We start from the raw sequence: 22,158 nt of genomic DNA, 5'->3' as shown, positions 1-22,158 counted from the left end.
CAAATGCTGGAGGTTAGGAAATGCATGAAGCGCGTTTGATCATCGACAATGAAGATCTTGATGCCGATTCGGGAGAGAGTTTTCAACGTATAAACCCTGTCAGTGGGGAACCCGTAACCCTCGCCGCGGCTGGCACGGCAGATGACGCCAACAGTGCTGCAAACGCGGCCGCCGCTGCATTCCCCGCCTGGTCTGCCATGCCTCCGGGCGAGCGACGTGCTTTGCTCAACCGCGCCGCTGATATTCTGCAACGGCGCGCGAGCGAGTTTGCCGACGCCGCAGTCCAGGAAACCGGGGCGACCCGAATGTGGATCCTGTTCAACTGTAAGTTGGCCGCAAACATCTTTCGTGAAGCCGCCAGCCTGACCACTCAGGTAAGCGGTGAGGTCATTCCCTCTGACCACAGCGGCTCCCTCAACCTGTCGATACGGCAACCGGCGGGCGTCTGCGTCGGCATCGCGCCATGGAACGCTCCGGTCATTCTCGGTACACGCGCCATTGCGATGCCGTTGGCATGTGGCAATACCGTGGTTCTCAAAGCGTCAGAACTGTGCCCCAAAACCCATTGGCTGATTGCTGACGTGTGCCGCGAAGCCGGTTTCCCCAAAGGCGTTGTGAATGTGTTGAATAACGCTCCTGAGGACGCAAGCGCGGTCGTCGAGGCGCTCATCGCCCACCCAGCCGTGCGACGTGTAAATTTTACCGGCTCGACGCGGGTCGGCCGCCTGATCGCTCAGTCCTGCGCTCGTCACCTCAAGCCTTGCTTGCTGGAATTGGGAGGGAAGGCACCTTTGATCGTGCTCCAAGACGCCGACCTGGACGAAGCGGTGAAAGCTGCGGCCTTCGGTGCTTTCATGAATCAGGGACAGATTTGCATGTCTACCGAACGCGTGATTGTAGTGGACTCAATCGCCGACGAGTTCGTCGCGCGCTTCAAGGCCAAGGTCGACACACTGCAAGCAAGTGACCCTCGAGAAGACCATTCACCGCTCGGTGCGGTGGTCAACGAGGGAGCAGCCGAGCGCCTCCGCGCGCTGGTCGCCGACGCCCTGGACAGAGGCGCCACCCTGGTATCGGGTGGGCATGTCATGGGCGCCATCGTCCAGCCGACTGTCATCGATCACGTCACGCGTGGCATGCGGGTCTTTCATGAAGAGAGCTTCGGCCCTTGTGTTTCCATCATCCGCGCAGGCTGTCTGGACGAGGCCGTCACCATGGCCAACGACACCGAATATGGCCTCTCGGCCGCTGTCTTCAGCCAGAACATCACCAAGGCGATCGAGGTTGCACGCCGGATCGAATCGGGCATCTGTCACATCAATGGGCCGACGGTAGCGGATGAACCCCAGGTGCCGTTCGGAGGCGTCAAATCCAGTGGTTACGGGCGATTTGGCGGCAAGGCCGCCATCGACGAATTCACGGATCTACGCTGGATCACCATCCAGACAGCGCCTGGGCATTTTCCCATCTGATGGTCGATCAAAAAGGAGAAAACGATGTTGAACGGTAAAGTCATTGTCGTGACTGGAGCAGCGTCGGGCATCGGCGCCCAGACTGCTAGGGAACTGAAACTGCAGGGCGCGAGGGTGATAGGTGTCGACCGCAATGCGGTTGTCGAAAACGTAGACGACTTCTACAGAGCTGATTTGTGCGACCCAGCCTCCATCGACAGGCTGGTCCAGGCCCTGCCAAAGCACATTGACGGTTTGTGCAATATCGCAGGCCTTCCTCCGACGGCTCCTGCCACGCAGGTGCTCAAGGTCAATGTGTTGGGTTTGAAGAAACTGACGCTGGATTTGATCGATACAAATCTGGCGGACGGTGCATCAATCACCCACCTGGCGTCGTTGGCAGGCATCGGCTGGCCCGATTCAGTCGACACGATCAAGGCATTCGAATCCGTCGATTTTTCAACCGTCGATGCGTTCTGCCAAAACCATGGCATTGAGGGCTCCAGGAGCTATTTTTTCTCCAAGGAATATCTGGTGGTCTGGACGCATATGAACCGCTGGACGTGGCGTGAAAGAGGGATTCGCATGAATTGCGTCAGCCCCGGTCCCGTCGATACCCCTATCCTGGCGGACTTTATCCAGACGCTCGGCGAACGAGCTGAGGAAGACATGCGCGTAATGGATCGTCCCGCCAGCCCTAGCGATATTGCACCGATCGTGGCTTTCCTTCAGAGCGATGGTGCGGCCTGGCTGCGGGGTGCGAACATCACCGCCGATGGCGGCATGTCATCCATGTTGACCCTTGCCCGGCACGGGCTGGCTTGAGATGCTCGGCACGGGCCTCCTCCGGTCTTTGAATCGCAGGCGGCCCGACCCATGACGAGGCGCATGAGCTGCGCCAGCGGCGGAAGCTGAAGTCAGAACCTGTAAACGGCCTGTAACCAAAGACGGTCGCCCTCAGACCGGTTTTCAACTTTCATTTCGTGCTGCCACTTCATGGCGAACCCATAGCCGGGCACCTGGTACTTGATCGCTGGGCCGAACGCAAATACCTGGCCGCGGTTACCATCGCCTACGGTCTCCCCAAATTGCACGTCATCACTGGTTTGCTTGTAGTAGTAACCGTTTACACCAACCTGCCACTCCTTGGTGATGTTGTAGCCAATGTTGTAGTCGGCGTTGAACTCGTTACCTGAACGATAGCGCGTTGCATCGTTTTTCTTGTTGATGAAGTAAACCATCTTGGAGCTGATTTCGAGGTTCTCGATCGGGTACGCGGTGAAGGCATACCACGGCCCAAAAGACCAGGTGTTGCGTCCCGGGTTGAACAACCTGTCCTTGTCGTAAGACCCCACCGGCGTGACGATGTCCAGCCCCAGCAGTTGATGAAACCGTGGGGTGCTCCAGCTCAGAATCAGCGGAACCGCGGTCAGGTCGCCAACGCCATCCTGTTTTTCCGAGCGATGAACGCGTCCTCTTGGCGTGTCCACGTCGAAACTGATGTCGCCCTTGACCAGAGGCAGTGCGAAGCGGCTCTCCACCTTGGCGCCGAAGAGGGTGAAGTCCGAATAGACATAGTCGACCCGGATCGATAGCGCCTTCACGTCCAGATCGAAGTTGTGGATCCCCGCCTTGTCATGACCGCTGCTGTCTTTTGTGGAGTTGGCGTTGTAGTCACTCAGGTAATAGAACGTGGTCAAACCCGGAGGAGGAAGTCTTCCTGATTGCACGGTGTTGACGCCGACCGGGTACCCGCTTCCTCCACCTTCGGTGGCATGGGCTGACGTGGCGTTGAGCAGCGCACCTGCGATCAAGGCTGTGGCGAACGGATGTACTGCTGCGTTGGGGAATCGGGCTATACGCCTCATATCCTCGTACCTTCTTCTTATGCTTGTGTAGGTCGTGTGTGCAGGTGTTACGGATTTGAGGCTGCACAAAGCCCTTCCCTGTGACAGGGAATGAGCAAAGGTCAGCCTCGGAAGCCGCCGACCGAAAGGGTGGGCGGGGTCAAGCGGGATCAGGCAATGATGGTGTCCAACTCGCCCAGCCCATCGATCCACACTTTCAGCACGTCGCCACGCGCGAGGAACACGCCTTTTTCCATACCGACGCCGGCTGGCGTTCCGGTCAATATGATGTCACCGGGGAACAGCTCGACCCGCTGCGTCAGGTATTCGATCTGGTCAGCTACCCCGTAGAGGTGGTTGGACGTGTTGGAGTCCTGCTCCAGCTTCCCGTTGCGCCACAGCTTGATATCAAGGTTTTCCGGATCTTCGACAAACTGCGCAGGGGTGAAGTAAGGGCCCAGCGGACAGCCGCCGTTGAATACTTTGTGGCCGATCCAGTCGAAACGAAATGGTGAGCTGGTGTCGACGTTGGCACGTACCAGGCTGTCGCGTGATGACAGATCGTTGGCGCAACTGTATCCGGCCACGTAGTCCAGGGCCTTGTCCTTGCTGACGCGGTACGCGCGACGACCGATGACCACAGCGAGCTCGGCTTCCCAGTCGAGTTTTTGCGTCCCGTGAGGCATTTCCACGATCTGCTTGTGGGCCGACAACGTACCGCGTCCGGCCTTGATGAAATGCCAGGGCGCGATGCCTTCGCTGCGCGGGTCAAGCGAAAGGTTCATGTTGAAGGCGCGGGCCATGGCTGCAACGTGATCGCGATAGTTGGCCCCGGCGGCATAAATGGCCCCCGGACGTTGCAACGGCGGCGCAAATTCCAGCATCTCAAGATCAAGAGCCTGGTCCTCAAACGCTGCAGGGTGTCGTCCAACACGGTCAGCGAGCGCCTGCAGGTGCTCGTTGGCACTGCTCCACTCTTCCAGCAACGCGTCCAGAGCCTGTCCGGCCAGCTCAGGCGCAATCGTGGCGGCGAGCTGGCTCAAATCATAGGCACGGTTGTCGATGAGCATTCCGGTGACAGGCACTGCCGCATCCGACTGGTAAGCGAAAAGTTGGTATTTCATGGGCCACCCTTACAGAAGCGAAGCGCGTTGATTGGAGAAGGTCACGTGCACCGTGAGGCCCCCTTCCATGAGCATCCACTTGCGGACCTCGACGCCGAACACGCCGTTGGCGATAAAAGGGTCGGCCTGGACCAGGCGCTCTGCCTCCTCCTGATCAGATGCACGCAAGATGCTCATGCCGCCCAATTGTCCCGGGCTGTATTGGTCGGACACGAAAGGCCCGGAGGCGAACAACTCGCCACGATTCTGCGCGGCGATCGCCCACTGCAAATGAGCGCCCAGCAGCTCAGACATGCGCGTAAGGTTGCGAGGGCTGCGGAACGCGACGAACAACGGCTTGTTGAGCATCCCGGCCAGCAGGTCTTTCTCGGTGGTCAGGTCAGCCATTGGCGAGAGCCTCCAGCAGCGCCGGAGAGGCGGCATCAGCCGGTGCTTCGTAGTTCTGCGCGAAGTCTTCCTGTGGCGGGCTCACTGCCCATACCGCGGCCAACTCGTGAGGACCAGATGCGTTGAGTACCACCCAGTCGCTGTCGTCCTCGGGCACGACGTCGATGTCCCAGAAATATTCGACCAGGCTGTTCCACGGATCCCGAATGTAATGGAAGTAGTTCGATCCACCCACATGCCGACCGAGGCCAAAGGCGTTGGTGTAGCCTTTGGAAATCAGGTTCTGGGCGCCCAGTTCGATCTCGTCAATGTCCATCACTTCAAAACTCAAGTGATGCAATCCACTGTGAGAGCTTTTCGCCAAGCCAAGGGCATGGTGATCACCGCCGCAACCGAATCGCAGAAACGCCAGGATATCCGCAGCCTTGTCTGACACCTTCATGCCAAGGACCTGAGTGTAAAACGCCACTGAGCGGTCCACGTCGGGGCTGAATTTGATCAAGTGTCCCAGGCGCAAGGGCGAGGCCTGACGGGACGACGAAGTGAGATCACACGCCCGCTCGCCTATCCGGCGATAGCGGCCATGGGTATTTACCTCAGGCGTGGGGCGCGGTGAAGATGGTGCTTCAACACCTTCGCACACATGAACCCAGTCGTTGCTCGGATCCAGGAACCACAAACCCTGCGTATCGATTTCGAACGGTGCATCGTGCAGCGTCACGTTATGCTTCTTGAGGTTCTTGCGGATTTGCTTGATGCCTTCGGCATCAGTGCCGTACGCCACGTAGCTCAGGCGTTTGGGACTGCCTGGCATCAGACGGATCTGGTCTTGAGCCCGACCTTTGCAACGCAGGACCAGATGTTCGCCGGACACTCGCGCCTCAACGCCAAAGGTCTCGTAGAAAGCGCGACCGACTTCCAGGTCCGGGACCGACAGGCCTACATGATGAAGAAAACGGATCATGATGGATCTCCTTACTTGATCGGAGAAAACGGTGCGCCGCTCAGCAGCTCGGCATGCTGGGCTGTGACCATGTGCCCGGCCTTGCCGAGAAACTCACGCCACTTGGGATTACTCGACAGCGCCGCACGGCGTTGGGCACGGTCTTCAAAGCTTGAAAAGCCCCAGAGGTGAATGACGCGATTGACGTCGCCGGTCTCAGGCTTCAAATAGGCAATCAGGTTGCCCCACGCCTCACTCTGCATCTTCAAACCTTCCTCTTCGTAGATACGAAGGAAGTCATGCAGGGTGCCAGGCTTGAGGTAGTAGGTGCGTTGTTCGATAAGCATGTCGTTCTCTCTTGTTGGGGACGTACACGAAAGGAATCGGTGCCGGATCAGTTCGAATCTCGTTCGATCAGCTTGATCACCGCCGAAATGTCTTCTTCGCCCATGCCCATGTCGCGGGCACGGTTGAAATAGGATTGGGCAACATCGAATAACGGTGAGGCGCATCCCAAACGTTCGGAAAGTTCACCTGCCATCTCCAGATACTTTTCCAACGTCACCAGTGGGCCTGGCGCCGGGGTGAACTTCCTGGCGGCCATCATGGGAGCGCGAACGGTGAACATCATTGAGTTACCCGCGCTCTTGCTGATCACCTCGACCACTTTCTCGGCGTCGAAGCCTGCCTTGACCCCAAGATTCAATGCCTCGGCGGCGGCCAGGGTGTGGATGGTGAGCAGATAGTTGGCGATCAGCTTCATCGCCACAGCGCAACCGAACTCACCGATGCGAAACTGAATGTCGGCGATAGCACTGAGCACCGGCTGACAGTCTTGGATCAGTGACTCATCACCGCCCAGAAACAGCGAAGCCTTGCGAGCCAGAACCAACGGTGGGGATCCGCTGACTTCAGCTTCCAGGACACGGGCGCCTTTGCTTTCGATACGCCGGGCCATCTCTTCCTTGAAGCTGCGTTGATAGGTACCCATTTCGATCAAGGTATGCCCTGGCCGCAGCGCTGCGAGCAACCCTTCAGGCCCTTCCATGACTTCCAGTTGGGCAGCCTCGCCCGGAAGACACGTGAGGATAAAATCGGATTGGTTGGCGACCTGGGCTGGAGACTCCAGCGCGATGCCGCCGAGTTCGACAAAAGCGTCACGATCACGGCGGCGGTAACCCACCACTCGAAAACCTGCAGCGAGCAGGTTGGTTGCGATGGGAAGACCGAGCTGGCCGATCCCCACCATGCCGATGGTGATAGAAGACATTGGACACTCTCTTGTTGTTATTGTGACCTGCGCGAACGCAGGACGTTGATGGCTGTTAACTTAGGCCTGACTGCCCCCCCAGAACAAATAGCTACAGTGATTCTTAAGTAGTAATGAAAGTGATACGAGGCTCGCCTGATGAAAGATTTGAATCTGCTGTTTACATTCGAGGCCCTGTGGCGCGACCACTCGGTGTCCGTCGCGGCAGAGAATCTGGGGGTTACCCAAGGGGCAGTAAGCGGCTCGCTCAAGAGGATGCGGCAGGAGTATGGCGACCGGCTGTTCACCATGGTCGGACGCAGAATGGAGCCTACGCCCTTTGCCGGACAGATCGCGCCAGGGCTGCTGGAGGCGCTGGACCTGGTGCGCGAGGCGCAAAGTCACACGCTTGAGTTCATCCCCAGGCATTGCCGAAAGACATTCACCCTGCGCACACGGGATATCGGTGAGGCCGTGTGCCTGCCCGCGATCATCAAGGCACTGCATCACCAGGCGCCCGCAAGCCGGTTACAGACGGTCGCCAGCACAGTTGAAGACACCTTGAGCGGGCTATCGACCGGGCGCATCGATCTGGCGATCGGCTACCTTCCGATGTTGAAAACAGACATTCATCGAACCTGTGTGTCATCCCAACACTACGTCTGCGTAATGCGGGAAGGACACCCCCTCGCCGACTCGGAGATGACGCTGTCGCGCTTCCTTTCCCAGCAGCATCTGCTGGTCGAAACCGGGGGTACAGGGCATGTTGCGCTTGAGCGTGCGCTGGTCGAGGAAGGCGCACGATCCAACATAGGTGTGCGCATTCCCCAGTACCTCTCGGCCCCTCACCTGCTGCTCGCTTCGGACATGCTGTGGGCGGCACCGCAAGTGCTGGCTAGCACACTGGCGCAGTTCTTTGCGCTGCGGCTCAAACCACTGCCGTTGAAGCTGCCGGCGTTCGATATCGCTCTGTACTGGCACGACCGTTTCCATCGCGACCCACAAAGCAGATGGTTCAGGGAACTGGTCGCTCAAGCCTTGCGCGAGTCCCTCGAGCAGCCCGCAACACCGGGATCAGCCCTCGGAAAACAGATCGAAAATCAGCTGTCGTAACCAACGATTAGCCGGATCACGGTGATACCGGGCATGCCAGAGCATGTTCACCGAGAATTCCGGGAACGGCACCGGATGAGGCAGCGCAGTGAGATCGAAATGCTCCCGACTGATGGCGGCAAAACGTTCGGGAACCGTGGCCAGCAGGTCGGTGCGCTCCAGGATATGGCCCACTGCAGCGAAGTGCGGCACCTCCAACCGCACTGAGCGCTTGATGCCCAGGCGCGTCATCAGGACGTCCGCTTCGCCATGTCCGGTATTGGCCGCAACCACTCGCACGTGGCCGTAGGCGCTGAATCGGTCGAGGGTCAATGCCTCGCGGGTCGCAGGGTGGTCTTTGCGGCACAGACAGACGTAATGCTGACGCATCAGCCGACGCTGGAAAAAGCCCGCCCGAAGTTGCGGAATCAGACCGATCGCGAGGTCTACCGTACCGTCTTGCAGATCTTCGTTCAGGCCTACCTGACTTTCCCGCACGGTGCTGATGACACAACCAGGCGCTAGGCGGGCCAGTTCATCCATCAGCCGAGGTATCAGATTGATTTCGCCAATGTCGGTCATCACCAACCGGAAAGTCCGGACGCTGGTGGAAGGGTCGAAGGTGTTCGCCCGACTTAGGGCATCACGCAGCGTGTCCATCGCCTGCAGCACCGGCTCTGCCAACTGCTCGGCATAAGGAGTCGGTTGCATGCCGTGATAGGTGCGCACGAACAGTTCGTCGCCCAGCACACCACGCAGGCGTTTGAGCGCATTACTGACCGCCGGCTGCGTCAATCCCAGACTGTCCGCAGCGGTTGATACACGCCTGTCCAGCAGCAACTGGTTGAAGATGACCAGAAGATTCATGTCCAGATCATGTAGTTCCATCGTGCTTCACTCTGAATGCCTGACCAAAGCATACCTCAGAGAAATATTCATAACTGTGATATTCGATATATCGATCGCTGCATTTATCAATGTCGCGACGAAACCCATGATGAGTACCACAACAAGAACTCTCCATGGGTAACCACACATGTCCAACAACAACTCCCAACCAACTCTGCGCGTCGGCATCGTGGGTGGCGGCATTTCCGGTGTCGCCCTGGCACTTGATCTGGCACGCAACAGCAATCTTGATATCCAGCTATTTGAAGCAGCTCCAGCCTTTGGTGAAGTCGGCGCTGGCGTCGCCTTCGGTGCCAACTCGGTACGCGCCCTGGATGGTCTGGGCATTGGTGACGCCTACCGCAAAGTCGAAGACCGCACACCAGCTCCCTGGCAAGATGTGTGGTTCGAATGGCGCCGCGGCGAAGGCGACTCCAAGTACCTGGCGACGACGGTGATGCCTGGAGTGGGGCAATCTTCAGTCCACCGTGCCGACTTTCTCGATGTACTGACCACCCACCTGCCAGAAGGCATTGCTCAGTTCGACAAGCGCGCTGTCAGCGTCGAACAGAATGGTGATGAAGCCAGGGTCGTCTTTGCCGACGGCACCGATTACCGTTGTGATCTGCTCATCGCCGCCGACGGTGTGAAGTCGGTCATTCGCGGCCACGTGCTGCAGGGCATTGGCGCTGAACCTGCCGAGCCTCGATTTACTGGCACCTGCGCCTATCGCGGCATGATTGACAGTGAAACCCTGCGCGCTGCCTATCGAGCAAAGGGTCTGGACACCCATCTGGTGGATGTTCCCCAGATGTATCTGGTCAAAGATGGCCATATCCTGACCTTCCCGGTCAAACAAGGCCGAATCATCAACGTCGTTGCGTTTCTGTCTGACCGCTCCTCTGATTCTCCGCAGTGGCCGGCCAGCGAGCCGTGGGTGCGTAAAACCAGTCAGGCGCAGATGCTCGAAGATTTCGCAGGTTGGGGCGAAGCTGCCCGCACCCTGCTCGAATGCATCCCCGAACCCACCTATTGGGCGCTGCACGATCTCGCTGAACTGCCAGGCTATGTCTACAACCGTGTCGTTCTGATTGGTGATGCGGCTCACGCCATGCTGCCTCACCAGGGCGCAGGAGCCGGCCAGGGCCTCGAAGATGCTTACTTCCTGGCGCGCCTGCTGGGTGACTCGCGCTTGAACACCGGCAATCTCGACGCCGTGCTGAAGACCTACGACCAAGTGCGCCGCCCAAGGGCATGCAAGGTTCAGCGCACCTCGACTCAGGCTGGCGAACTCTACGAAATGCGTGACCCGGAAGCTGCGGCCGACGAAAAGGTCCTGGCCGACAAGCTCGAAACCCGTTTCAACTGGTTGTGGCATCACGATCCGCAAACCGATGTCGCTCAGGCGCGTTCGCTTCTGGGCTGGGAGCACCAACTGGCCGCGTCCTGACCGGCTGGGGCTGTACCCGAGGGCGCGCCACGATCGCGCCCTCGGCTCAATAATAACGACAAACAGAACCCACCCATGCGAAACATCGATGTCTCTGCGCTGCTCGCTGAAGCACGGCTGAATCCCTTCCACCTACGCCTGCTGTTTTGGTGCGCGTTGATCATCGTGTTCGACGGCTATGACCTGGTCATCTACGGCGTTGTGCTCCCGTCTTTAATGCAAGAGTGGCGACTGAGCGCCCTACAGGCGGGTCTGCTTGCCAGTTGCGCGCTGATGGGCATGATGTTGGGGGCTCTGCTATTCGGACCGCTGGCCGATCGTGTTGGCAGACGCAATACCATCACCGTGTGTGTCGTATTGTTCAGTGGCGTAACGGCCGTCACCGGCTTCGCCGACTCACCGACACAGTTCGCAGTTTTGCGTTTCATAGCCGGCATCGGTATCGGTGGCGTGATGCCCAACGTGATCGCGCTCATGAATGAGTACGCTCCGCAACGCCTTCGCGGCCGATTGATTGCGCTCATGTTCACGGGCTACTCGGTGGGCGGGATGGCGTCCGCCGGGCTCGGCATGGCGCTGATTCCAGAGTGGGGATGGCCCTCGGTGTTCTTCATCGCAGCGATCCCATTGCTGGTGTTGCCATCGATGGTCAGGCAACTGCCGGAATCCATCAACTTCCTGTTGAGACGCGGGTATACGCCTCGCGCACAGGTGCTTCTGAGCCAAGTAGTAGCTAGCTATACACCCCATACCAATGATGTGCTGCGACCCGAGGCCGGCCAGAGTGACAAGGTCTCGATCGGGCAGTTGTTCACCGAGCACAGGCTGGTCAACACGCTGATGCTGTGGCTTGCCTTTTGCTGCAGCATGTTGATGATCTATGGCCTGAGCTCCTGGCTGCCGAAGCTGATGAACACCGCCGGCTACGGCACAACGTCGAGCATCGCCTTCCTATTGATCCTGAATCTGGGTGCCATTGTCGGCTCGCTGACAGGGGGCTGGCTTGCCGATCGGCTTGGCTTGGGCAAAGTGCTGCTGGCCTTTCTTGCGGCGAGCGGCGTGGTCTTGGCGATGATGGCGATTGAAGCGCCAGCGCCGGTTTTGTATGCGTTGATTGCCGCCGCCGGTGCCGGTACGACAGGCGCGCAGATTTTGGCCAATGCCTTCGCAGTCCAGTACTACCCGGCGCACATTCGTTCAACTGGGCTGGGATGGGCCATGGGTATCGGACGTTTCGGGGCCATTGCCGGCCCGCTGGTGGGTGCCTCCGCGCATGCGCTGGAGCTGCCCCTGCACTTCTCGTTTCTGGCCTTTGCGGTTCCTGGCCTGATCGGAGCAGCCGCCATCGCGGTGTTCATGATCAGGCTAAGCCACTGGCATCTGATAACTGTCGATTCTGAAAGACCGGTGGCAGCCTCTGCATCGTCACCTCTGCCCTCACCTGCTTCAGTCGAGCAAGGCACCGACCCGCGGCTGTGGGTGCGGCCGCCTGATCTATAAAACCTGGAACTGGAATCGAACATGAGCGCTGCAAAAATTGAAAGTATCGAGGCAATCCTTGTCGATCTGCCAACCATTCGGCCACACAAGCTGGCGATGCACACCATCTCGCAGCAGACCCTGGTCATCATTCGTCTGCGGTGCAGCGATGGCGTGGAGGGGCTGGGCGAGTCGACCACGGTGGGCGGCTTGTCTTATGCGTACGAAAGCCCGGAAAGCATCAAGACCAACATCGACTGTCATCTGGGACCTGCACTGCTGGGAATGGACGCCGACAACCTGAACGCGGCCATGCAGCGTCTGGACAGGATCGCCAAGGGCAATACGTTCGCCAAGTCGGGACTGGAAAGCGCACTGCTAGATGCTCAGGGCAAACGCCATGGTTTGGCCGTCAGTGAACTGCTCGGTGGTCGTGTTCGTGACAGCGTTGAAGTGGGCTGGGTGCTCGCCAGTGGCGAGACTGCCCGGGACATCGCCGAGGCAGAGAAGCTGCTGGACCTGCGTCGTCATCGCATTTTCAAGGTGAAGATCGGTGCCAATCCACTGGACCAGGACCTCAAGCATGTCATCGCCATCAAACGTGCATTGGGTGACCTTGCGAGTGTGCGTGTGGACGTCAACCAGTACTGGGACGAGTCACAGGCCATTCGCGGTTGCCAGGTGCTGGGCGACAACGGTATCGAACTGATTGAACAACCGATCACACGGGTCAATCGCGCCGGTCAGGTCCGACTCAATCAGCGCAGTCCGGCGGCGATCATGGCCGATGAATCGATAGAGTCGGTCGAGGACGCTTTCAGCCTGGCCGCAGACGGAGCAGCCAGTGTCTTCGCCCTGAAAATTGCCAAAAACGGTGGTCCGCGCGCAGTGCTTCGCACGGCACAGATCGCCGAGGCTGCAGGCATCTCGCTGTATGGCGCGACGATGCTGGAAGGTGCCATCGGTACGCTGGCCTCGGCGCATGCGTTCGTGACCCTCAAGAAGCTGTTGTGGGGGACCGAGCTGTTCGGCCCCCTGCTGCTGACCGAGGAGATCGTCACCCAGGCACCTGTTTACCGTGATTTTGAATTGCACGTTCCCAACACGCCCGGCCTGGGACTTTTCCTGGACGAAGATCGCCTCACGCGGTTCCGTCGCACCTGACGGAAGAACCGTGGATGCCTGCCCCTACAACAAAAAAGAGGTATAGAACATGACCGTAAAAATCAGCCACACGCCAGAAGTCCAGGCCCTTTTCAAGGAGGCTGCCGGCCTCAACAACGATCAAGGGAGCCCCAGGCTCAAGCAGATTCTGCTGCGCCTTATCACCGACGCCGCCAAGGTCATCGAAGACCTTGAGGTGACCGAAGATGAGTTCTGGATTGCCGTCGACCTGATGAACAGGGTCGGTAAGCACACCGAGTTCGGTCTTCTGCTGCCAGGTTTGAGCCTGGAGCACTTCATTGACCTGCTGCAGGATGCCAAGGACGCACAGGCAGGCCTCACAGGTGGAACACCCAGAACCATCGAAGGGCCTCTTTACGTTGCCAACGCGCCTTTGAGCGTGGGCCAGACGCGCATGGACGATGGCAGCGAGGACGACGTTGCCACGCCGCTGTTCATCGAGGGCGTGGTGCGTGACACCGCCGGCAAGCCCGTTGCCGGGGCGGTCGTCGATATGTGGCAGGCCAACACCAATGGCACCTACTCTTTTTTCGACCCTAGTCAATCGGAGTTCAACCTGCGACGCCGTATACAGACCGACGCCGAGGGTCGATACAGGGCGCGCAGTATCATTCCCAGTGGTTATGGTCTGGATCCGCACGGCCCTGCTCAGGAGTGTCTGAATGCGATTGGTCGCCACGGGCAGCGTCCTGCGCACATTCATGTGTTCGTCAGCGCCGACGGTCATCGTCACCTGACGAGCCAAATCAATCTGGCAGGTGATGCCTACCTCTGGGATGACTTTGCTTACGCCACCCGCGAGGGGCTGGTGGGTGAGGCGGTGATCAACGACAACCCTGATGCCTCAAAAGCGCGTGGTCTGGACGGGCGACGATTCGCCGAGCTCAGATTCGACTTTCAGCTACAGAGCGCAGTGAGCCCCGAAGCCCAGCGGCGCAGCCATCGTCCTCGCATGGGCCAGTGAAGACCGACCCCGAACATCAGACGGGACAATCTCACCTGATTGCCCTTCCTCTGGCAAAAGCCCCGTCGTTGTGACGGGGCTTTTGCGCATTGGGTATACCGTTTAGCGCAGATGTTTAACGCCCGGCGATCCCCCCGCTTGCCCACGCCTGTTCCAGGTCTGCCTGGTGCTGAGGTGACGCAATATCGAGCATCTTGCGAACCCGTTGTTTGATGGTCAGCCCCCGCAGGTCGGCTACGCCATGTTCCGTAACGATCAACCCGGCATCACTGCGCGGGATGGTTACCGGGCCATTGAGTCGAGGCACGATTCGGCTTTTGGCGCCCGCGCTCGATGGCAACGCAATGACAGGTAACCCCCCTCGCGATTGCTGCGCACCGCGCATGAAATCCAGTGCGCCACCGACCGCCCCAAGGTAACTCCCTGCGGCGGCTTCGGAATTGATCTGACCTGATAGATCGACCTCCACGGCAGAGTTGATCGCCACCAGACGGTCAAGGCTCGCCAATACCTGGGCGTCATGGGTGTAGCTTGTCGAACGCAGTTGAAGAGCGTCGTTACGGTGAGCGAACTGGTGGAGTGTCTGGCTGCCCATCAGGATGCCACCGATGCTCACCCCCGTATCGCGAGTCTTGCGCGAGTTGTTGATTACTCCGTTCTGCATCAGACGCATGACGCCGTCACCTATGCTGCCGGAATGCACACCCAGGTTTCGATGATCGGTCAGCGCGCCGAGCACGGCGTCGGGGATTGCACCGATCCCGGTCTGCAAAGTCGAGCCATCCTCCACGAGCTGTGCGATATGCCAGGCAATCTGGGTGTCGATAGCGCGGATCGTTGCGCTGCCGCTGGTCAAGGGGCTGCGATCGGTATACATGACCGCGTCGAGATCCGTCAGGCTCAGTGTGCGCTCGCCGTAAGTCCAAGGGGCCTGTCGGTTGACTTCCCCAATTACGACAGTGGCGTGCTCAAGGGCCGCGACCAGGTATTCATTGGCCAGACTCAGGCTATGGCGACCATGAGCGTCGGCGGGCGACAGCTGCAGCATCAGGACGTCAATGTGCAGCTCGCCGCTGCGCAGCATCTGCGTCATTTGGGAATAGTGAATGGGCAGGATGTCCAGAACACCGGCATCTGCCAGGGCACGATTACTGCCAGCGCCACAGTACGCGAAAAAATCGACCGCGTCGGCGTGTTCGGGCAGACACGTATCGCTACCGGCTATGCCCAGCATGATGCGCAGCCGCTTGAAGTCGTGGCGCTGCGCCAAGAGCGCCCGCGTCAGCGTTACTGGCTCGGCATTGGCCTGCCCCCACAATAGGGTAGCGCCGGGGTGGATCAGGCTGGAAAAGTCAGGAGAGGCAGGATTGAGTTCGAGAGGCATTTTTGAGAGCTCACGCAAAGAGCTCGTCGTGGAAGCACGGTTGGCCCCTGTGACAGAGCTCAGAGTGAAAAAGCGGCCCGCCAGGGGCCGCCATGGACATCAGAAAATCGACGACGGATGCTTGGCCAATGGAGTGACCTGGATGGTCATGTACGGGAACAGCGGCAGGCTGGATAACAGCGCATGGAGTTCGTCATTGCTGTCGACGTCCAGGATGCTGATGTTCGAGTACTTCCCAACGACGCGCCACAGATGCGGCCACTTGCCGGATTCTTGCAACTCGACAGCCCGTGCCTTCTCGGCAACTTTGATTTTTTCAACTTCGTCTGCGGGAATGTCACGAGGAATATTCACGGTCATTTCTACGCAATACAGCATGGTGTGCTCCTGATAGACAGAGGTGTAAGGCCATTTGCAACGTGCGGACTCAAACCACGTCCTTAGTGACGAACGGCTTGAGTTTTCCAATGAAATATTTGCCATGCTCGAACCAGGCCTTACGGATATCCGAGTCCATGTAAACCTGATACGCGGCTTCGCTTTCGAACCAGCATTCGCCAATTGCGTCAATGCGACCCACATCCAGATAAGGCACATGAGTATCGGTCGGATTGCGGTCAACCAGACGCACTTCATATTTGTGCAAGCCCGGCATGCCGTCAGACATCTGGAAGTGAACGACACATTCCTTCTCGAACTGCTCGTGGGTCATGCTGTCGGGCTTAACCAGAAGGTAAAGGATACGAATCATATGGGCCTCTAATGGCTGGCTGAAGGCGCTCGTCAGGCGGTCTTCGGGTTCTTGGGAGATGAGGTTTCGTGGACGGACGCGTTCGGGTCCTGCGCGTCCAGCTCCTGGATGCTGATGCCTTTGGTCTCGGGCAGAAGCAGCAAAGCGATGACGGAAATGGCATAGGCAGCCAGGCAGAAAATGCCGATGGCCTGCGCCAGACCGACGTGTCCTGATAGCAGACCCACACCGGTGATGGCGGTTGCGCCCAGAGATTTGCCGACGTTGTAAGAAAAACCCATACAGGTGGTACGAACATGGGTTGGGAATAATTCGCTCAGAAACGGCCCAAGCGCGGCGTACATGCCGATGGCTGCGAAGCCCACCAGAAAACCCATGATGTGGGTGATCAACGGGTTGAGCGGGATGAACATGTAAGTGACGGTGACCACCCAGGAGACAAGCGAGAGCAGGATCAACGTCGGGCGCCTGCCGAGCCTGTCGGCCAGATAGGCCGTGCTGGCAAACCCGGCGAAGCACCCTGCAGCCATGACCAGGATCGTGGCAATCAAAGAACCTGACTCAACCCCGCGCTCCTTGAGCAACGAGGGTATCCAGACCAGAATGACGTAGCTGCCGGCCTGCAGACCGATCACCAGAATGCTCGAAAGCATCGTCAGCTTCACATACTGAGTCTGGAAGACGGTCCATACCGATGCTTTGGGTGCCGGGCTGGCGAGCGCCTGAACGAAAGCGTCCGAGTCCTGAACATGGCGGCGGATGTACAGCACGACCAGCGCAGGTACGACTCCGAACCAGAAAGCCACCCGCCATGCCAGTTCAGGCGGGAACGAAGCGAGAATCACCGTGATGATCAACACAGCGCCGGCCCAGCCCAAGGAGAATCCGGACTGCACAAAGCCCATGGCGCGACCACGGTGCGCAGGCTTGATCACTTCGGCCATCAATGCGGCGCCTACGGCCCATTCCCCGCCAAAGCCAAAACCCTGGAGCGTTCGCGCGATCAGCAACTGCTCAAAGTTCTGGGCAAAACCTGCCACTACGCCAAAGAACGTGAACCAGATGATGGAGAAAATCAGCAGGCGTACACGGCCGTAGCGGTCGCTCAGGATACCGGCGATCCACCCGCCCACAGCGGCCGAAAGCAGCGCGGCTGTACCGACCATCCCGGCTTCTGCCTTGGTCAGCCCCCAAAGTGCGATGATGGTTGGAAGCAGGAAGCTGAACATCTGCATGTCATACGAATCCAGCGCCCAGCCGGAAAAGCATGCCCAGAAGGTTTTGCGTTCGCGAGGCGAACCTGCCCTGTACCAATCAAACATTTTGCACGTCCTTCTTGTTATTGGAGTGGCGACTGCGGTCAGGTCACCAGCGCATTAGATAACGCCGCCGGGCAGCTTGTGAGTCGGCTTACGCAGCATGCGTCAGTTTCAGGGGTTCGCCCATTTCCCGTTACGAAAGCCCCTCTTTTGATTTGTCGAACAGCCCCCCTTCAGCCCTGCAGAGACATCAGGATGTCCTGAGTCAGGCTGGCCAGCAGTTGACCGTTGCGTCGATAAATACGTGTGGTCACAAGATCCCTCACACCATCGTTTCTGACAGGGTCATGGAGGAACAATGACCAGTCATTGGCGTTGATATCGGCGCTGTGGAACCACAGGCTATGGTTGAGCTTTCGGGTGGAAAAAAGAGGCGAACGATCAAGGCCGGCAGGCGCGATGGGCGACAAATTAGTGAGCCAGCACTCGGACATGTAAGCCAGTGCCGCGTGGTGCAAACATCCTTCATCCGGCAAAGCCTCACTCAGGCGTATCCAGTAGCCCTCTAGGCCAGGCCCTGTCTGTGTGAGCTCTGAGGCCTGAGCGTGGATTGGCCGGACATCCAGTACCTTGTTACCCGTAAAACGCAATTGAAAGCAGGCTGACCTGCGGTCGTGACTGGGGACCATCTGGTCAAGGGTCGGCAGACTTTCCGGATCCGGCACCTGAACGTCGAATCGCGAGGATTGCCTCAAGTCTCGCTCGGGCTGCTTGAAAGCGACACTCGCGCTGAAGATCAGGCCAGTACCCTGCACGCCATAAACGTGTCGATACGAAAAGCGCGAATCGTCCTGCAGCGTTTCCACACTGAACTCCACAGCATTGCGGGTGTGCGCTGCTTGCAGCGCAGTCATCTGCAGAACACTGGGACTGCGGGCGCGAACGCTTTGAGCAGCCGCCCACAAAGCCTGCGCGAGCAATTGCCCGCCATAGACCTCGCCGTGAACATTGATATCGCAGACGTGGCTACGAAAGCGATTTTGTCCATCCGAGTCCAAGGTCAGCAGTTCGGCCAAATCCCGCTGGTCCCAGGAAGGCAAAGACCCGTAAAGCGCCACGGCAGACATCCTGTCAGGCAGCCGTCGACGGCTGGGTGATGGCGCTCATGTCCAGCGGCACGGGGGTGATTTCCTGCAAGCATTCGGGAGTGATGCCCCCCACCAACTCCAGAACCTTCACCCCTTCAGGCGTCAATTCCAGTGTCGCCAGATCGGTATAGACGCGGCTGACACAGCCCAGGCCGGTCAGCGGGTAGGTACAGGCCGCCAAAAACTTGCTCTGCCCGTCCTTGCTCAAGTGATCCATCATCACGAAGATACGCTTGGCGCCGATGGCCAGGTCCATGGCGCCGCCTACGGCCGGTATTGCGTCAGGTGCACCGGTGTGCCAGTTGGCAAGGTCTCCATTGGCAGCCACCTGAAATGCCCCCAGCACGCAGATATCGAGGTGGCCACCGCGCATCATCCCGAACGAGTCGGCGTGATGAAAGAACACAACGCCTGGGGACGGTTTGATAGGCTCTTTCCCGGCGTTGATCATGTCCCAGTCTTCTTCACCACTGGGCGCGGCCACCCAACGGCCAAGCACACCGTTTTCACTGTGCAGGAAAATGTCCTTGTCCTCTGGCAAATGATTCGCCACCAAGGTAGGAAGGCCGATACCCAGATTGACATAGGCGCCTTCAGGGATGTCACGCGCGACCCTGATCGCCATTGCATTGCGCGTTTCTTTATCCATAGCTCACCCAACCTGATGCTGAGTCAACGGCACAGCTGTGCGTTGAACAATGTGTTTGACAAAAATGCCTGGTGTGACGACGTGCTCGGGATCAAGCTCACCCAGCTCAACCACCCGGCCGACCGATGCGATGGTGTTACGGGCAGCCATGGCCATCACCGGGCTGAAATTGCGCGCGGTTTTGCGATAAACGAGATTGCCCCAGCGGTCCCCGGCCTGCGCATTGATCAGTGCATAGTCGACATGAATCGGGGACTCGAACACATAGTGGCGTCCATCGATCAGGCGGGTTTCCTTGCCCTGGGCCAGCAACGTTCCGTAGCCTGTAGGCGTATAGAAACCCCCGATGCCGCAACCGGCGGCGCGCAGGCGCTCGGCGAGATTGCCCTGCGGGACGATTTCGAGCTCGATCTTGCCCGCCCGGTAGAGCTCTTCGAACACGTAGGAACCCACCATGCGCGGGTAGGAGCACAGGATCTTGCGCACCTGGCCGGTCTTGAGCAGCGCGGCCAAACCAATATCGCCCTGCCCTGCGTTGTTGCTCACCAGCGTCAGGTTACGGGCTCCTTGGGCGATCAGCGCCTGAATCAAGTCGTCGGGCATACCAGCCCCGCCGAAACCGCCAACAGCCACAACAGCTCCATCGGGAATATCCGCCAGCGCTTGAGCGGGGCTCGGTAACAACTTATTGATCATCGCGACCCTTCCTTATTCGTTCTTTTGGCCAGGCATAAGACTGGCTCGCAGTGCGCAAGGCGGTACCCCGCGTAGGAACGAGATTGCCAGCGTGCTCCTTCGGCCACAATTTCGGACTTCGAAAGGACGAATTAACGCTCGATTAAATAGCCCGTCAGGCGAGGATCGATACCCATGAGTGCGCAGCGTCACCGATGCCGGCGACGCATCCAGGCTTGAAGAAGGTAGGTGGTGTTCCGGTTTGCGTGTGCGATCAGTCGGCGCGATAGCGCGCGATCAGGCAATCGGCGAACTCCCGGGCGAAAGTCGACAGACTGTCGAAGTCCTGGGCGCACAGTTGGAACGTGCGCAGCGCCCACGGATCGACCAGTTGGCATGCGCCAATCTTTTGCCTGTCCTTGAGGCGGTCATAGCTGGCCTGAGGCACGATCGCGATACCAGCGCCTGCCTCGACCATGCGAAAGATAGCGTCAGAACTGGCGACCTGCACACGAATGGTCAATGGCAGGTGCAGCGAGGCGGCGGCACGGCTCAAAAAAACGTTGATCGCGCTGCCTTCCAGCAGTGAGACGAAGGCGTAATTGAGCGCATCCTTGAAGAATACCTCCTGTTGTTCAAGGATCGGATGCCCCAGAGGAGCAATGACCATCAAGCGACTCGACACGATCGGTACGCTCTGCAAACCATCGGTCACGACGCTGCCTGAAACGATGCCAAGATCGGTACTGCCGTCGCGCACCGCACGGACGATGTCATCGCTGAGCCGCTCGCGCATGTCGATGTGCACATCGGGATGGCTGATCAAGTAATCACCGACCACAGGCGGCAGGTATTCGGTAACGGCTGTGGTGTTGGCCTGCAACCGCAGTTGGCCCTTGAGGCCATCGGTGTACTGCTGCAGATCACCGGTGAGCATCGTCAGTTGGGAAAGGATTACCCGGGCATGCTGCAGATACGTTTTGCCAGCATTGGTCAGGGTCACACCTTGCGGCGAGCGCTCGAGCAATCGGATACCCAGATTTTCTTCGAGGTTTTTGATGCGGTTACTGGTGGCAGGCACAGAGAGAAACGAGCGCTCGGCACCGCGCGTCAGACTGCTGGTCTCCGCAATATTGATGAACAAGCGGAAATCAGTGATATCGAAATGCATCGCCATGAGGAGGAACTTCTTGCCGGTAGAAACGAACTGTACCCGCAGGCATTGTGTCTGGCTAGGGGCGCTCCTAGGCGGCTCCCCAACGGCCTCGCGATTGCCGCCGGGGAGCTCTGCTGATCACCAGTGAGAAGGTTCGAAAGCAAACCCGTCGCCCTGACGCCGGATGAATCCGCAATGTGGTTCACCGAAGTGCACCGGCATGATCAACGCTTCGCTGTCGGCGGCGCGATTGAGGAAGTCCAGGCGCGTCTTGCGCGCAATATCTTCCCAGATGCAGTACCCGGAGTTGATGTCGGGACGCACGATCTGGATGGGACTATGGAGAATGTCGCCGCAAAAGATGCCCTCTTCCTTTTGAGAGCGCACGCGGAAGGTCACTTGGCCCGGGCTGTGACCAGGCGCGGCCTCGACTTGCAGGCAGTCGGCGATCTCCTCGCCAGGCAACATCATCTTCGCCAGCCCTTCGTTAACGATCGGCATGACACTGTCGAAAAACGACTCGCCAAACACATCGATCACCCCCGCTTCCTTGTTCTTGCCCTGATAACAGAAGTCAAAGTCATCTTTGGGGAAGTAATAGTTCGCATTGGGGAAGGTCGGCACCCAGCGGCCATCCTGCCAGGTGGTGTTCCAGCCGACATGATCGGAGTGCAAATGGGTGATGACCACATGGGTCACCTTCTCAGGAGGGGCACCGGCGGCGATCATCCACTCGCGCACCAGCGTGTTGAGCATGTTCATCCGCGCAATACCGGGGCGAGGTTTGAAGTTGCCGACGCCGGTGTCGATCACGATGATGTTGCTGCCGGCATGAACCACCCAAAACTGGATCGTCACCAACAGCTTGTTCATGTGCTCGATCCAGTGATTGGGCGCCATCAGGCCCCTGTGCTCCTGCAACACTCCAGCTTCCATCTTTGGAAACAGGAATGCTGGATCATGGGTCGGACCTGCGTACTCAAGGATACGCGTCACTTTAATGTCGCCGATCATGCGGGACTGCATCATCGCATTGCACCTCATCAGTTCTTGTTAGTGTGCGGCAATCGCCGACGT

The 22,158-nt window shown here is 58.8% G+C and carries 23 protein-coding genes; 7 read left to right on the top strand and 16 right to left on the bottom strand.

What is annotated here, in order from left to right; all coding sequences use genetic code 11:
- Nucleotides 1–20 precede the first annotated feature (20 nt).
- Both ACI2KB_RS28350 and ACI2KB_RS28345 read left to right on the top strand, forming a co-directional pair.
- Nucleotides 21–1,472, top strand: a complete 1,452-nt coding sequence (locus tag ACI2KB_RS28350; protein WP_404640298.1) for an aldehyde dehydrogenase — start codon at nt 21–23, stop codon at nt 1,470–1,472.
- Between the two features lie 24 nt (nt 1,473–1,496).
- Nucleotides 1,497–2,276, top strand: coding sequence for a coniferyl-alcohol dehydrogenase (locus ACI2KB_RS28345; protein ID WP_404640296.1), 780 nt, complete (start codon nt 1,497–1,499; stop codon nt 2,274–2,276).
- 92 nt (nt 2,277–2,368) lie between these two features.
- On the opposite strand, the gene ACI2KB_RS28340 is transcribed toward ACI2KB_RS28345, so the two are convergent.
- From ACI2KB_RS28340 to ACI2KB_RS28315, 6 genes are all read right to left on the bottom strand, one after another.
- Nucleotides 2,369–3,319, bottom strand: coding sequence for a transporter (locus ACI2KB_RS28340; RefSeq protein ID WP_404640294.1), 951 nt, complete (start codon nt 3,317–3,319; stop codon nt 2,369–2,371).
- Between the two features lie 149 nt (nt 3,320–3,468).
- Entirely contained in the window at nt 3,469–4,422 is a 954-nt protein-coding gene (locus ACI2KB_RS28335; RefSeq protein ID WP_404640292.1) for a fumarylacetoacetate hydrolase family protein, read from the bottom strand.
- Between the two features lie 9 nt (nt 4,423–4,431).
- Nucleotides 4,432–4,809 carry a YciI family protein gene (locus ACI2KB_RS28330; protein WP_404640290.1) on the bottom strand — a complete coding sequence of 126 codons (378 nt, stop codon included), beginning with the start codon at nt 4,807–4,809 and terminating at the stop codon, nt 4,432–4,434.
- Entirely contained in the window at nt 4,802–5,773 is a 972-nt protein-coding gene (locus ACI2KB_RS28325; RefSeq protein WP_404640288.1) for a VOC family protein, read from the bottom strand. Before ACI2KB_RS28325 ends, ACI2KB_RS28330 begins: the two co-directional genes overlap by 8 nt.
- An 11-nt stretch (nt 5,774–5,784) precedes the next feature.
- A complete protein-coding gene (locus ACI2KB_RS28320) occupies nt 5,785–6,099 on the bottom strand; it encodes an NIPSNAP family protein (RefSeq protein ID WP_404640286.1) in 315 nt (104 codons plus the stop codon).
- A gap of 47 nt (nt 6,100–6,146) precedes the next feature.
- The gene (locus ACI2KB_RS28315; RefSeq protein WP_404640284.1) at nt 6,147–7,022 is read right to left on the bottom strand and encodes an NAD(P)-dependent oxidoreductase; all 876 of its coding nucleotides are present in this window, start codon (nt 7,020–7,022) and stop codon (nt 6,147–6,149) included.
- 138 nt (nt 7,023–7,160) lie between these two features.
- On the opposite strand from ACI2KB_RS28315, the gene ACI2KB_RS28310 reads away from it, so the two are divergent.
- Nucleotides 7,161–8,114: a LysR family transcriptional regulator gene (locus tag ACI2KB_RS28310; protein ID WP_404640282.1), complete on the top strand. Its 954-nt coding sequence runs from the start codon at nt 7,161–7,163 to the stop codon at nt 8,112–8,114.
- Here the strand turns inward: ACI2KB_RS28310 and ACI2KB_RS28305 are convergent.
- Nucleotides 8,076–8,981, bottom strand: coding sequence for a LysR family transcriptional regulator (locus ACI2KB_RS28305; RefSeq protein ID WP_404640280.1), 906 nt, complete (start codon nt 8,979–8,981; stop codon nt 8,076–8,078). The two genes, ACI2KB_RS28310 and ACI2KB_RS28305, sit on opposite strands and share 39 nt — an antisense overlap.
- Nucleotides 8,982–9,129: 148 nt before the next feature.
- On the opposite strand from ACI2KB_RS28305, the gene salA reads away from it, so the two are divergent.
- From salA to catA, 4 genes are all read left to right on the top strand, one after another.
- A complete protein-coding gene (gene salA, locus ACI2KB_RS28300; protein WP_404640278.1) occupies nt 9,130–10,431 on the top strand; it encodes a salicylate 1-monooxygenase in 1,302 nt (433 codons plus the stop codon).
- Between the two features lie 75 nt (nt 10,432–10,506).
- Nucleotides 10,507–11,931 carry an MFS transporter gene (locus ACI2KB_RS28295; RefSeq protein ID WP_404640276.1) on the top strand — a complete coding sequence of 475 codons (1,425 nt, stop codon included), beginning with the start codon at nt 10,507–10,509 and terminating at the stop codon, nt 11,929–11,931.
- Nucleotides 11,932–11,952: 21 nt separating this feature from the next.
- On the top strand, nt 11,953–13,074 hold the full coding sequence (locus tag ACI2KB_RS28290) for a muconate cycloisomerase family protein (protein WP_404640274.1): 1,122 nt from the start codon (nt 11,953–11,955) through the stop codon (nt 13,072–13,074).
- Nucleotides 13,075–13,123: 49 nt separating this feature from the next.
- Nucleotides 13,124–14,059 (top strand): catechol 1,2-dioxygenase, encoded by a 936-nt coding sequence (catA, locus tag ACI2KB_RS28285; protein WP_404640272.1) that lies wholly within the window; start codon nt 13,124–13,126, stop codon nt 14,057–14,059.
- A gap of 115 nt (nt 14,060–14,174) precedes the next feature.
- Here the strand turns inward: catA and ACI2KB_RS28280 are convergent, their stop codons facing one another.
- The 9 genes from ACI2KB_RS28280 to ACI2KB_RS28240 form a co-directional block, all read right to left on the bottom strand.
- Complete coding sequence (locus ACI2KB_RS28280) at nt 14,175–15,443, bottom strand: acetyl-CoA hydrolase/transferase family protein (RefSeq protein WP_404640271.1); 1,269 nt, start codon at nt 15,441–15,443, stop codon at nt 14,175–14,177.
- A gap of 99 nt (nt 15,444–15,542) precedes the next feature.
- The gene (gene catC, locus ACI2KB_RS28275) at nt 15,543–15,821 is read right to left on the bottom strand and encodes a muconolactone Delta-isomerase (RefSeq protein ID WP_404640270.1); all 279 of its coding nucleotides are present in this window, start codon (nt 15,819–15,821) and stop codon (nt 15,543–15,545) included.
- Between the two features lie 49 nt (nt 15,822–15,870).
- Nucleotides 15,871–16,194 (bottom strand): 4-methylmuconolactone methylisomerase, encoded by a 324-nt coding sequence (locus ACI2KB_RS28270; protein ID WP_404640268.1) that lies wholly within the window; start codon nt 16,192–16,194, stop codon nt 15,871–15,873.
- A 32-nt stretch (nt 16,195–16,226) separates the two neighbouring features.
- Complete coding sequence (locus tag ACI2KB_RS28265) at nt 16,227–17,516, bottom strand: MFS transporter (protein ID WP_404640266.1); 1,290 nt, start codon at nt 17,514–17,516, stop codon at nt 16,227–16,229.
- A 170-nt stretch (nt 17,517–17,686) separates the two neighbouring features.
- Entirely contained in the window at nt 17,687–18,571 is an 885-nt protein-coding gene (locus tag ACI2KB_RS28260; protein ID WP_404640264.1) for an acyl-CoA thioesterase, read from the bottom strand.
- A gap of 13 nt (nt 18,572–18,584) precedes the next feature.
- Complete coding sequence (locus tag ACI2KB_RS28255) at nt 18,585–19,250, bottom strand: 3-oxoacid CoA-transferase subunit B (protein ID WP_404640262.1); 666 nt, start codon at nt 19,248–19,250, stop codon at nt 18,585–18,587.
- A 3-nt stretch (nt 19,251–19,253) separates the two neighbouring features.
- Nucleotides 19,254–19,946 carry a 3-oxoacid CoA-transferase subunit A gene (locus ACI2KB_RS28250; protein ID WP_404640260.1) on the bottom strand — a complete coding sequence of 231 codons (693 nt, stop codon included), beginning with the start codon at nt 19,944–19,946 and terminating at the stop codon, nt 19,254–19,256.
- 253 nt (nt 19,947–20,199) lie between these two features.
- Complete coding sequence (locus ACI2KB_RS28245; protein ID WP_404640258.1) at nt 20,200–21,102, bottom strand: LysR substrate-binding domain-containing protein; 903 nt, start codon at nt 21,100–21,102, stop codon at nt 20,200–20,202.
- A gap of 117 nt (nt 21,103–21,219) precedes the next feature.
- Nucleotides 21,220–22,110 (bottom strand): MBL fold metallo-hydrolase, encoded by an 891-nt coding sequence (locus ACI2KB_RS28240; RefSeq protein ID WP_404640256.1) that lies wholly within the window; start codon nt 22,108–22,110, stop codon nt 21,220–21,222.
- Nucleotides 22,111–22,158: the final 48 nt, after the last annotated feature.

This window comes from Pseudomonas sp. NPDC088444, assembly GCF_044900175.1.
In the GTDB taxonomy this organism is placed as follows: domain Bacteria; phylum Pseudomonadota; class Gammaproteobacteria; order Pseudomonadales; family Pseudomonadaceae; genus Aquipseudomonas.
The sequence above is the reverse complement of the archived record's forward strand: the minus strand, read 5'-3'. Positions and strand labels throughout refer to the sequence as shown.